Annotated in this window: 12 protein-coding genes; 6 read left to right on the top strand and 6 right to left on the bottom strand. The window is 68.4% G+C overall.

Features of this window, described 5'->3' with window-relative positions:
- Window positions 1-51: 51 nt before the first annotated feature.
- From ZRA01_RS18680 to ZRA01_RS18670, 3 genes are all read right to left on the bottom strand, one after another.
- Window positions 52-1,194 (bottom strand): PepSY-associated TM helix domain-containing protein, encoded by a 1,143-nt coding sequence (locus ZRA01_RS18680; protein WP_141354889.1) that lies wholly within the window; start codon window positions 1,192-1,194, stop codon window positions 52-54.
- A gap of 15 nt (window positions 1,195-1,209) precedes the next feature.
- Window positions 1,210-3,237 carry a TonB-dependent receptor gene (locus ZRA01_RS18675; RefSeq protein WP_141354888.1) on the bottom strand — a complete coding sequence of 676 codons (2,028 nt, stop codon included), beginning with the start codon at window positions 3,235-3,237 and terminating at the stop codon, window positions 1,210-1,212.
- Window positions 3,238-3,429: 192 nt separating this feature from the next.
- Complete coding sequence (locus tag ZRA01_RS18670) at window positions 3,430-3,930, bottom strand: HAD domain-containing protein (protein ID WP_141354887.1); 501 nt, start codon at window positions 3,928-3,930, stop codon at window positions 3,430-3,432.
- 131 nt (window positions 3,931-4,061) lie between these two features.
- Between ZRA01_RS18670 and fabI the strand changes: the two genes are divergently transcribed.
- A complete protein-coding gene (gene fabI, locus ZRA01_RS18665; RefSeq protein ID WP_141354886.1) occupies window positions 4,062-4,841 on the top strand; it encodes an enoyl-ACP reductase FabI in 780 nt (259 codons plus the stop codon).
- 16 nt (window positions 4,842-4,857) lie between these two features.
- Window positions 4,858-5,451 carry a hypothetical protein gene (locus ZRA01_RS18660; protein WP_141354885.1) on the top strand — a complete coding sequence of 198 codons (594 nt, stop codon included), beginning with the start codon at window positions 4,858-4,860 and terminating at the stop codon, window positions 5,449-5,451.
- Between the two features lie 19 nt (window positions 5,452-5,470).
- On the opposite strand, the gene ZRA01_RS18655 is transcribed toward ZRA01_RS18660, so the two are convergent.
- Window positions 5,471-6,043 carry a ubiquinone biosynthesis accessory factor UbiJ gene (locus ZRA01_RS18655; RefSeq protein WP_141354884.1) on the bottom strand — a complete coding sequence of 191 codons (573 nt, stop codon included), beginning with the start codon at window positions 6,041-6,043 and terminating at the stop codon, window positions 5,471-5,473.
- 193 nt (window positions 6,044-6,236) lie between these two features.
- Here ZRA01_RS18655 and ZRA01_RS18650 point away from each other — a divergent pair, with 193 nt between their 5' ends.
- Entirely contained in the window at window positions 6,237-7,004 is a 768-nt protein-coding gene (locus ZRA01_RS18650; protein ID WP_141354883.1) for a LamB/YcsF family protein, read from the top strand.
- A 78-nt stretch (window positions 7,005-7,082) separates the two neighbouring features.
- Entirely contained in the window at window positions 7,083-8,369 is a 1,287-nt protein-coding gene (locus ZRA01_RS18645; RefSeq protein ID WP_141354882.1) for a Glu/Leu/Phe/Val family dehydrogenase, read from the top strand.
- Window positions 8,370-8,424: 55 nt separating this feature from the next.
- On the opposite strand, the gene ubiE is transcribed toward ZRA01_RS18645, so the two are convergent.
- Both ubiE and ZRA01_RS18635 read right to left on the bottom strand, forming a co-directional pair.
- A complete protein-coding gene (gene ubiE, locus ZRA01_RS18640) occupies window positions 8,425-9,162 on the bottom strand; it encodes a bifunctional demethylmenaquinone methyltransferase/2-methoxy-6-polyprenyl-1,4-benzoquinol methylase UbiE (protein WP_141354881.1) in 738 nt (245 codons plus the stop codon).
- 22 nt (window positions 9,163-9,184) lie between these two features.
- Window positions 9,185-9,607 carry a gamma-butyrobetaine hydroxylase family protein gene (locus tag ZRA01_RS18635; RefSeq protein ID WP_141354880.1) on the bottom strand — a complete coding sequence of 141 codons (423 nt, stop codon included), beginning with the start codon at window positions 9,605-9,607 and terminating at the stop codon, window positions 9,185-9,187.
- Between the two features lie 164 nt (window positions 9,608-9,771).
- Here ZRA01_RS18635 and phoB point away from each other — a divergent pair, with 164 nt between their 5' ends.
- A complete protein-coding gene (phoB, locus tag ZRA01_RS18630) occupies window positions 9,772-10,482 on the top strand; it encodes a phosphate regulon transcriptional regulator PhoB (RefSeq protein ID WP_141354879.1) in 711 nt (236 codons plus the stop codon).
- Window positions 10,483-10,485: 3 nt separating this feature from the next.
- Window positions 10,486-11,832 (top strand): phosphate regulon sensor histidine kinase PhoR, encoded by a 1,347-nt coding sequence (phoR, locus tag ZRA01_RS18625; protein WP_246093753.1) that lies wholly within the window; start codon window positions 10,486-10,488, stop codon window positions 11,830-11,832.
- Window positions 11,833-11,878 lie beyond the last annotated feature (46 nt).

Below are 11,878 nucleotides of genomic sequence, written 5' to 3'. Positions count from 1 at the left end.
AGTTTTCTTACCCCCCACGTGGGGCGGGGCGGAGCCCGGCCCTGGGGGCGCTCAGGCCGCCGCCGCCCGCCGCACCGCCGTCAGCTGGCGCGCCACCCGCTTGTGGCGCCAGCGCAGCCAGCCGGTCACCAGCAGCACGGCCGGCAGCAGGCCGCCCACCACGGCCAGCGCCCGGCCGGCCAGGCCGAAGGCTTCGCCGTTGTGGAGCGGGTGCATCCAGTCCATGAAACGGTCGCCGGCGGAATCCTGCCGGGTGTCGCGGACGGCCAGGATGGCGCCGGTGCCCGGGTCAATCCACACCTGGTTGCGCGCAAAGCGCCGCCCGGGCTCGCCCGCCCGGTAGAAGCGCAACGAGATCGGCCGGCCCTGCTTGCCAGAGGTCTCCACCCAGCGCAGCTCAGCGTCCGGAAACACCTGTCGGGCAATCTCCAGCGCGGCATCGAGGGACAGGGGCGGCTCGCCCTCTCCCACCAGCCCGGCGGGCGCGCGAAAACCCGGCTCCAGCGGCGAGGCCGCCGCCACCAGCGGGCGGGCGATCTCCGGCAGCGCCAGCACCATGCCGGTGAACGCCAGCGCAAGCAGCACCACCAGCCCGTAAATGCCGCCCAGCACGTGGAGGTCGTAGGTCACGCGCACCGGCCCCTTGCGCAGTACCGGCTTCAGGGCCGCCTTGAGGCGCTTCGGGCCGGGCCACCACAGGGCCAGCCCGGTGAGCAGCGAGACGAGCAGCAGCACGCCGGACCACCCCACCACGCTGCGGCCCGTCGGGCCGGCGAGCAGGGTGTAGTGCAGGTCGTACAGCCAGGTCATGGCGTAGTCGCCCCAGAAACGGTGGCTGGTCTCGGCCAGCGTCACCGGGTCGAGGGTCAGCATCAGCGGCGCGAAGCCGCGCCCGACGGTTTCGGGCGGGTCGTAGTAGCGCACCATGAGCGGCCGGTCGGGCGCCAAGGGCATCTCGATCCGCCACGGCCCGTCGTGCTCCGGGTGCAGGGCCTGCAGGCGCTGCAAGACGGCATCGGGCGACGGTGCCACCGCTGGCTGGACGACCGCGATCTGCGGGTTGAGCAGCGTGTCGAGCTCGAGGTAGAACACCAGCGCGCTGCCGGTGAGCCCCAGCACCGCAAACAGCCCGCCCGCCGCCAGCCCCAGGTACAGATGGACACGGAGCCAGGCGCGGCGCAGGGCGGGCTTCATGCGGCGGGCGCTTACTCAGAAGCGGACGGCCAGCGTGCCGAAGACGCTGCGCGGGGTGCCCGGCGCGTGCAGGCTCTGGGCGCCGTCCCACCACACGTACTCGCTGTAGCGGTCGAAGAGGTTGCGCACCAGCACCTCGGCGCTGATCGCCGGGCTGAAGCGGTAGCCGGCTGATAGGTTGAGATGGGCGAAGTTGCCGAACTTTCCGCTGGAGTTGCTGCGTTCCAGGTAGTAGCTGGACTGGCCATTGACCCACGCCGAAACGCGCAGCACGTCGCTCGCCTGGTAGTCGGCGCCCAGGTTGTAGAGCAGGTGCGGGACGTGGTCGATCTCCTTGCCGGTGGTGGCCACCGACGCGGCATCGGCCTGCAGGATCTCGGATTCCTGGTAGGCCGCCGACATCCACAGGCCGAGGCGCGTGGTCGGGCGGGCGTTGAGCTGCAGGTCCAGGCCCTGGCGGCGGGTCTGGCCGACGTTTTCGGAATCGTTGGCCGGGTCGTTGAGCCTGCGGCGGGCCTCGTTGGAGGCCGTCTGGCGCCACACGGCCACCCGGCCGTCGAGCCAGCCGGCCGGCCGGAACTTGACGCCCAGCTCGGCGCCTTCGTTGATCGACGGCGCCAGATCGTTGGTCTGGTTAACCTTATACGAGGCCGTGCCCACGCCGACCTGGAAGCTGCGGCCCCAGTTGCCATACACCGACCAGGCCGGATTGAAGGCATAGATCGCCGAGAGCTTGGGCTGCTCGATCAAACCGTAGTCATTGATGGGGTAGTTGCGGCCGTTCAGCTGGTTGGTGTAGTTGCCGCGGATGCTGTCGATGCGCCAGGCCGGCACCAGGGTGAGGGCCGGGATCGGCTTCCACTCGGCCTGCACGAAGGCGCCCTGGGTGTCGAAATCGAAGCTCTGGTTGCGGGTCTGGCTCTGGCGCACCTGGCTGATCGTGTTGTAGCGCTGGCTGCGGTTGTCCTGGTGCTCGGCGTCCAGCCCGCCCATCACCGAGATCCGGCCGATGGCAGTCTGGCCACCGCGCCAGGTGACGGTGGTGGACGCACCCACGTGGGTCTCGAGGACGATGCGCTCCTGCTGGGACGCGCCCGCCGAGAACTTCACGAAGCGGTGGTCATCGAGGTTGTTGAGGTAAACCTGGCCGTTCCAGAACAGCTGGCCGCCGAGCTCGGATTCGCCCTGGAGGGCAAACTGGCTCACCTGGCGGCGGTCTTCGTCGGTGGCGTTGTGGGCCGGCGACTGGTCGGGGTTGAGCGTGCGCTGGCTGCGGGTGAGGTAGCCGGCCTCCTCGGCGCTGGTGGTGTAATGGCGGGCGATAAGGCCGAAGCGGCTGGTGCCGCCCTGGGGCGTGAAGAACCACTTGCCCGAGAACGACGCCCCCTGGGCTTCGGAGTGGTCCCGGTAGCCGTCGGTGCGTTGCACGGCCACGGCGTAGTTCTGGGCCAGGCCGTCCTTCTCGATGCCGGCCGCCGCCTGCAGGTCGGTGGCGTTGAAGCTGCCGTAGCTGGCCCGCCCGAGCAGGTAGTTGCCGCCGCTGCGGGTGGCGATGTTGGCGTTGCCGGCGATGTTGTGGAGGCCATAGCGGGCGTCGTTGGTGCCACGCACCACCTCGATCGCGTCGATGTCGACCCGCGGGGCGAGGTCGATGTAGGGCATGTTGCCGTCGTTGCTGTTGGACGGCACGCCGTCGATCAGCAGCTTGACCGCGTTGATCTCGCCTTCACCGTTGAAGGCGCGCATCGAGAACTTGCCCGAGGTCGTGCCCTGCCCGAACTGGGTGAGCATCACGCCCGGCACCTGGCCGAGGAGTTCCCAGTTGTTCTGGGCGACCTGGCTCTCGATGCGCTCGCCGGGGAGGATGTCCACCGAGGTGAGCAGGCGCCGGGCCTCCAGCGGGCCGCTGGCGCCCGAGCTGACCACCACCTGGCCCAGCGTCAGGGCAGTGTCGGCGCTCGGCACTGCCGGCTGGGCAAGGGCCGGGCCAGCGCAGGCCAGGCCGAGGGCCAGCGCGACGGGAGTCGGGCGGAGAAAGGTCATCGGAGCAATCCTTGTCAGTGGGCAAAGGAGCCGAACTGTAGCAAGGCAGGCCCGGAAAACCGCTTGATTCAGGCCAGGAACGGGCCGGGTGCGACAACGTGTCGCAAGGCTGGCGGGGCCCGACGGGGCGGGAAGACTGAAAGGAATCAGACCCGGCCGGTGACTGCGCACCAGCGGGGTGGAAGAACCGGCTCAGGCCCCGGCTTGCCCGGCGCCAGCCCGGAACGCGTCGAGCATCCGCCGCATGCGCCCGGCGTCCTCGTCGGTGAAACCCTGCTTGAAGTCGGTGAGCACCAGCCGCGGGCGGGTCGGCCAGTTGCCCGGCGCGTCGTCCACCGCCAGCCACTCGGCGGTCGGCGCCTTGGCCGCCAGCCACTGGCGGGCCTCCCGCTCGCGGAGGCCGTAGAGTTCGTTGGGGGTGCGCGGAAAGATCGTCGGCGCCACGTCGATCACCCGCGGCCGAATGTCCTCGGAGAAGCGCGCCACCAGCTTCGGCAGCGAGAACAACGTCCGCCAGTCCGACGAGATCACCACGCGGGTCTCCGGGTAATCACGCAACACCGCCTCGAGGACCGGCAGGCAGCGGAAATCCTCCGCCTGGCTCCACGGGTGGGTGACCCCGTCGAAATCGAGGAAGACATAGACCGGGAGGATTCCCGGGCCGGAATGGTTTTCGGCCGTTTTTTGATGCATCGCAACAATCCGATTGAAGAAATCTGGGAACCTTCCGTAAGGAGGAGTGGACTGTAACGACAAGTCTCCATTATTTTAAGTCGTACATTTGTTGCAGCGCAGTATTTTTCTCTTCCCAACGGAGCCCAATTATGAAGCCCATCATCAACCTCGAAGGCAAGGTCGGTCTGATCACCGGTATCGCCAACGAAAAATCCATCTCCACCGGGGTCGCCGAAGCCTGCATCGAGGCTGGTGCCAAGGTCGTCATCACCTACCAGAACGAGAAGACCCTGGCCTTCATCGAGCCCATCGTCAGCCGCCTGGGGGTCGAGGACGTGATGCTCCTCGATGTCACCAAGCCCGAGATCGTCGATGACGTGTTCGCCCAGATCGACGCCAAGTACGGCAAGCTCGACTTCGCGATCCACAGCATGGCCTTCGCCAAGCGCGACGACCTGCACGGCCGCGTGGTCGACACCTCGGCCGACGGCTTCGCGCTGGCGATGGACGTGTCCACCCACTCCTTCCTGCGCCTGGCCCGCAAGGCCGAGCCGCTGCTCGAGAAGGCCGGTGGCGGCTCGCTGATCACCATGACCTACCTGGGCAGCGAAAAAGTCATCGCCAACTACGGCGTGATGGGCCTGTGCAAGGCCGCCCTCGAAGCCGCCACCCGCTACATGGCCTTCGAGCTCGGTCCCAAGAACATCCGCGTCAATGCCATCTCCCCGGGCCCGCTGATGACCCGCGCCGCCTCCGGCATCGCCGGCTTCGACGGCCTGATGGCCGCCGCGGTCGATCGCTCCCCGCTGCATCGCCTCGTTACCCCGGAGGACATCGGCGCGCTCACCGCCTTCCTCGTCTCCGACGCGGGCCGCAACATGTCGGGCGGCGTGCACTTTGTGGATGCCGGCTACAACATCATCGGGTAAATCACGTCGATCCACCATGATCGAGCGGCCTTCCACCGATTCGGGGCAGGCGACGGAAGTCGCCTGCCTCGCTGATCCGGTCCCGGCCCACCCCCTGCTCGACGGCCTCACGGAGATCGGGCGGGGGGAGTCCTCCATCGTCCTCGCCAGCCGCGATGACAAGCACGTCTTCAAGGTGGTGAGCTCCCCCGCCGACTATTTTTACCTCGCCGCCGACGACCGCCCCACCGGCATCCATTTTCCGCACCTCTTCGCCGACCACGGCATCGTCGGCAAGGCCAGCAACGGCTACTCCTTCCGCCTGCTCGAAATCGAACGCCTGCTGCCGCTGGCCGGCGAGGCCGCCGAGCTTGGCCGCATGCTCGTGAATGCCTATTGGGAAGGCTGCGAGAAATGGGCCAACATGGGCGTCAACCGCGGCCGCCTGGCCCTCTACCACATCGCCCAGGACCCGCCCGCCGGGCTGCCGGCCAGCCTCGTGAAGGCCGTTGCGGCGCTGTCGGACTTCATCGAGGAATACCCCGTCCAGCCGGATCTCCTCAACCCCGGCAACCTGATGATGCGCGGCGACGGCACGCTGGTGCTGTCCGACCCGGTCTTTCTGCCCTGAACCCTCGGCCTGGCGGCCCTCAGCCCCGGGCTTCCAGCTTGCGCAGACGCTTGTCGAGCCGCGCCAGATCGTCGCGCAGCTCGGTGGTCTGGCGCGACAGGGCCTCGAGGGCCGCATGCTTGATCACCATCGGCTGCTCCTCGCTGAAATACTCGGCCAGGTTTTCCACCACCCGCTGGGCAGTGGAGCGCTGCCAATCCACCACGCCCCGGGCGAGCCCGACGGCCCGATGGGCGGCGATGTCGCCAACCACGCGCGACAAGGCCTCCTCGCCGTCCCAGCGCAGCTTGCGCAGCACGAAGCCAAGGGCGTCGGCAAAATCGGCGTTGCCGCTGATGCGGATGTCCGCCATCAGCGCATCGACGCCACCGATCGCCTTGGGCAGCGAGGCCAGCGGCAGCTCGAGGGAGACGTCGGGCTCGGCGGTGACCGCCTCGGTGAAGTAGCCGTCGTTGTCGACCCCGACGCCAATCTCGACCGGCTTCACGGCGAAGACCGCGGTACGCCCGGCGAAGGGCGCGAGGCGCTCCCGCGCCCAGGAGGCGTCGGCAAGCAGGTGATTGAGGCCGGCAACGGCTGACGAGACAAGCATCTGGACTCCCGCAACGGATACGCGAACGATGATGGCGCTATTGTAAGGGCTGCACGCCGGCTGGCAGCCGGAATCCATCCGCAGCCCGGCAACGCCGGTGCGGTGCAACACAAATCGCGACGGATGGTGTCATCATCTCCACCCAGCCCCGGACGGCCGCCCGGGTTTTCGAAATCGCCCTGCGAGGACCGCCATGCCCCAGACCGTCAACCTTAATGCCGACCTGGGCGAGAGCTTCGGTGCCTGGGAGATGGGCAGCGACGCCGAGATGCTCGCCACCGTGAACAGCGCCAACGTCGCCTGCGGCTTCCACGCCGGCGATCCGCTGGTGATGCGGCGCACCCTGAGCCTGGCCCGCAAGGCCGGGGTGAGCGTCGGCGCCCACATCGCCTACCCCGACCTGCAGGGCTTCGGCCGCCGCCCGATGACGATTCCGGCCCCCGAGCTCGAAGCCATCATCCTCTACCAGCTGGCTGCGCTGGCCGGCATGGCCCGCACCGAAGGGCTGACGATGAGCCACGTGAAACCCCACGGCGCCCTCAGCAACATGGCCTGCGTCGACCCGGCGCTGGCCGGCACGGTGGTCGCGGCGATCAAGGACTTCGACCCGGCGCTGATCCTGCTCGCCCCGGCCCTGTCAAAGCTCGCCGAGGCGGGCTACCTGGCCGGCCTGCCGGTGGTCGAGGAGATCTTCGCCGACCGCGCCTACCTGGATGACGGCCAGCTCGTGCCGCGCGCCCGGGCCGACGCGATGATCCACGGCGCCGAAGCCTCCCTCGCCCACGTCAGCGCGATGCTCGACGAGCAGGCGCTGATCTCTGTCACCGGCAAGCGCCTGCCCTGCACCATCGGCAGCATCTGCGTGCACGGCGACGGGCCCGACGCGGTGCGCACGGCGCGCTTCCTGCGCGAAGAATTGCTGCACCGCGGCTACCGGCTGGCGCCCCTCGAGCTGCTTTGAGGCTGACGAGGGCCGCGGGAACTGCCGTCCCGCCCGGCAGTCTCGATCATCAGGCACCCCGCCGGAGGAGAGAGAAAAATGAGCAACGTCTTGCACATCCCGTCCTACCTGTCGGCTGAACACCTGGGCCCGTGGGAAACCTTCCTGGTCCAGATCGACCGGGTGGAGCCTCATCTGGCCGCCGAACTGCGCCCCCTGGTCCCCATCCTGACCCGCCCCATGCGGGCCCTGATCGTCAATGTGCCGATCCGCCTCGACAACGGCGAGATGGCCCACTTCGAGGGCTACCGGGTTCAGCACAACCTGAGCCGTGGCCCGGGCAAGGGCGGCATCCGCTTCCATCCGCGGGTGACCCTGTCGGAGGTGATGGCCCTGTCGGCCTGGATGACCGTCAAGAACGCCGTCGTCAACGTGCCCTTCGGCGGCGCCAAGGGCGGCGTGCGGGTCGACCCGAAGGGCCTGTCGCCCGCCGAGCTCGAACGCCTGACCCGCCGCTACACCAGCGAGATCCACATCCTGCTGGGCCAGGACAAGGACATCCCGGCGCCCGACATCAACACCAACGAGCAGGTGATGGCCTGGGTGATGGACACCTACTCGATGAACGAAGGCCGCACCGCGATGGGCGTGGTCACCGGCAAGCCGGTGAGCCTGGGCGGCAGCCTGGGGCGCAGGGACGCCACCGGCCGCGGGGTGTTCGTGAGCACCGCCGAGGCGGCCCGCCGCCTGGGCCTGGAGATCGCTGGCGCGAGGGTGGCGATCCAGGGCTTCGGCAACGTGGGCGACGCCGCCGCCCGCTGCTTTGCCGACGCCGGCGCACGGGTCGTCGCCCTGCAGGACGACAGCGGCTCGATCGCCAACCCGGGCGGCTTCGACGTGCGGGCCGTCAAGGCCTGGCGCCTGGAGCACGGCATGCTTGCAGGCGCGCCGGGGGCCGAGAGCATCTCCGCCGATGATTTCTGGGCCACCGACGCCGACATCCTGGTGGCCGCTGCGCTGGAGAACCAGATCACCGCCGCCAACGCAAGGCAGATCCGCGCCCGCCTGATCACCGAAGGCGCCAACGGCCCCACAACCCCGGAAGCCGACCTGATCCTGCAGGACCGCGGCATCACGGTGATCCCCGACGTGCTGGCCAACTCGGGCGGCGTGACGGTGAGCTATTTCGAATGGGTGCAGGACATCAGCGCGTTCTTCTGGAGCGAAGAAGAGATCAATGCCCGCCTCGAGCGGATCATGCGCGAGGCCTTTTCTGCGGTGTGGGAGGCCGCCCGGCAGAAGGGCATCAGCCTGCGCACGGCCGCCTTCGTGCTGGGTTGCGAGCGGGTGCTGACGGCCCACAAGCTGCGCGGGCTGTACCCCTGAGGGGGCTTCCCGCAGGCCCCCTGCCGACGCACGTCGGCAGGGGGCCGCGCCGGTCTCAGAGCTTGTAGCCCCGGTGCAGCGCGACGACGCCGGCGGTCATGTTGAAGTATTCGACGCGGGCCAGGCCGGCATTCTGCATGAGCTCCTTGAGCGACTCCTGGTCGGGGTGCATGCGGATGCTCTCGGCCAGGTAACGGTAGCTCTCGGCGTCCTTGGCGACCTTCTCGCCCATCATCGGCAGCAGCTTGAACGAATAAAAGTCGTAGGCCGGCGCCAGCGGCTTCCAGACCTTCGAGAACTCCAGCACCAGCAGGCGGCCGCCGGGCTTGAGCACGCGGCGCATCTCGGCGATGGCCTGGTCCTTGTGGGTCATGTTGCGCAGGCCGAAGGCAACCGTGACCACGTCGAAGTGGTTGTCGGGGAAGGGCAGCTTCTCGGCGTCGCACTGGGCAACCGGCAGCAGCAGGCCGTTGTCGACGACCCGGTCGCGGCCGCGGGAGAGCATCGCGTGGTTGATGTCGGTGAGCCACACCTGGCCGGTCGGGCCGACTTTTTTGGCGAAGGCGAGGGACAGGTCGGCGGTGCCGCCGGCCACGTCGAGCACCCGGTCGCCCTTGCGCACGCCGGCGATCTGCACGGTGAAGGCTTTCCAGAGCCGGTGCAGGCCGAAGGACATGAGGTCGTTCATCACGTCGTAGCTGCCGGCGACGGACGAAAACACGCCGCGGACCTTGCCGGCCTTTTCGGATTCGGCAACCTGCTGGAAGCCGAAATGGGTGGTCTTGTCGTTCATGGTCGTGGAGGAGGTTCGGTTGTCAGTGGTGCCCACAGCCGCCGGCCTTGGGGGCGGGCGGCGGGAGATCGGCCGGATCGCGGCTGCCCCCCTCGGCTTCGAGGCGGACGAGGTAGGTCTGCCACAGATCGTCGCGGTTCTCGCCGAGCTGGTAGAGGTAGTCCCACGAATACAGGCCGCTGTCGTGACCATCCGAAAAAACCGGGCGGATGGCGTAGTTGCCGACGGGCTCGATGCGCTCGATGTCCACGTCGCGCTTGCCCAGCTGCAACACTTCCTGGCCGACGCCGTGGCCGCGGACTTCGGCCGAGGGCGAGAAGACCCGCAGGAACTCGTAGCTGAATTCGAAGCGCTGGCCGTCGTCGAAGGCGACTTCCATGAGGCGCGAACGCTGGTGAAGCTTGATCTCGGTGGGAACGGGATCGTCCTTGCTGAGGCCGGCCATGGGTTTCCGTCGTTAAAATGATGAACCTCGCCATGATACTAGAGGCCGGCCCTGTGCCGGGCGTGGCCGAGGCCATCGGCAAGGTTGCAATCCGGTGACCTGTCATCAAACCTTCAATTAGCTGCAATACACTGCGCCCGTCTTGTGATCCCTTGGAGCTGTTGATGCCCGCCACGATCCTCCTCGTCGAAGACGAGCCCGCCATCCAGGAACTCATCGCCGCCAACCTGACGCGGGCCGGTCACCACGTGCTGCGTGCCGGTGACGCCGAGACGGGCCAGCGCATCGTCCGCGACGCCCTGCCCGACCTGATCCTGCTCGACTGGATGCTGCCCGGCATGTCGGGCGTCGAGTTCGCCAAGCGCCTGCGCAGCGAGGAGCGCACCCGCAGCATCCCGCTCATCATGCTCACCGCCCGCGGCGAGGAGCAGGACAAGGTGGCCGGCCTCGAGGCCGGCGCCGACGACTACGTCACCAAGCCCTTCTCGCCCCGCGAGCTGGTGGCCCGCATCAAGGCCGTGCTGCGCCGCCGCGCCCCGGAGACCACCGAGGACGCCGTCGAGATCGGCGGCCTGCGCCTCGACCCGGCCACCCACCGCCTCGCCGCCAACGGCAATCCGGTGAACCTCGGCCCGACCGAGTTCCGCCTGTTGCATTTCCTGATGACCCACCCGGAACGGGTGCATTCCCGCGCCCAGCTGCTCGACCAGGTGTGGGGCGACCATGTCTTCGTCGAGGAGCGCACGGTGGATGTGCACATCCGCCGCCTGCGCAGCGCCCTGGAGCCCAGCAACCACGACGGGCTGGTGCAGACGGTGCGCGGCAGCGGCTACCGTTTCTCGACCCAGCAGGAAACCGCCACGACGGGGCGCTGAACCGTGCCAACCCAGCCAGCCGAAACCCTGACGGTCATCCGGCCGATCAGTTACATCCGCGTCGCGGTGATCACGGCGCTGAGCATCTTCGTCACCGTGGCGGTCGGCGTCGGCGTGTTCTTCGGCCGAGAGGCAGGCTTGCTGACGTTCTCGCTCGCGATGCTGGTCGCCGGCGCCTACCACATCAACAATCTGTTCAAGCTGGTGCGCTGGATGCGCACGCCGTCTGAAGAATCGGCGCCGCTGCCGCGGGCCCTAGGCATGTGGGACTACGTCTTCGCCGACGTCAATCGCCGCTCGCAGCGCGCCTTTCACAAGCAGGAACGCCTGTCGGCGGCCCTCGAACGCTTCCGCGAAGCCAGCCAGGCGATGCCCCACGGGCTGATGTTCCTGTCGTCCGCCAACACGATCGACTGGGTCAATCACCAGGGCGAGCAGCAGTTCGGCCTCGACCGGGTGCGCGACCAGGGCACCCCCGTCACCAACATCGTCCGGCAGCCCGATTTCGTGCGCTACCTGAAATCCGGCGACTACTCGGCACCGCTCACCTTCACGATCGGCCGGCCCGTCCTGCGCACGCTCGTCGTCACCATCGTGCCCTTCAGCGAAGACATGCGCCTGCTGCTGTCGGAGGACATCACCCAAGGGCAACGGGTCGAGGCGATGCGACGGGATTTCGTCGCCAACGTGTCCCACGAGATGCGCACGCCCCTCACCGTGGTAAGTGGCTTCCTCGAGACGGTGATCGACGGCCTCGATGACCTGGCCAAGGAGGACATCCGCCACTACCTGGGCCTGGCCTCGGAGCAGGCCGGGCGGATGCAGCAGCTGATCCAGGATCTGCTGACCTTGTCGGCCCTCGAGACCGGCGCCCCGATGTGGCAGGAGGAGCCGGTGGACGTGGCGAAGCTGGTCCACGACGTGGAACGGGAGGCCATCGTCGTGTCGGGCGGCCGTCACCGCATTGAGCTCGACTGCAGCGTGTCGGCGCCACTGCTCGGCAACGCCAAGGAACTGCACAGCGCCTTCGCCAACCTGGCGATCAACGCGGTGCGCTACACGCCGGAAGGCGGCCACATCCGCATCAGCTGGCGGCAGCGTGGCACGGTGGTGGAATACACGGTGGAAGACGACGGCATCGGCATCGCCGCCGACCACATCCCGCGCCTCACCGAGCGCTTCTACCGGGTGGACCGCGGCCGCTCGCGGGAGACCGGCGGCACCGGGCTGGGGCTGGCCATCGTCAAGCATGTGCTGAGCCGCCACCAGGGCGACCTGCTGATCGACAGCGAACCCGGCCGCGGCAGCCGCTTCACGGCCTGCTTCCCGGCCCGCCGTCTGGTGAGCTGAGCGACAGGCCGCTCCCAAGGAAACGCAGGCCCGCCCCAAGTTTCCT

Origin of the sequence: Zoogloea ramigera, assembly GCF_006539865.1 — a bacterium.
Lineage (GTDB): Bacteria > Pseudomonadota > Gammaproteobacteria > Burkholderiales > Rhodocyclaceae > Zoogloea > Zoogloea ramigera.
The sequence above is the reverse complement of the archived record's forward strand: the minus strand, read 5'-3'. Positions and strand labels throughout refer to the sequence as shown.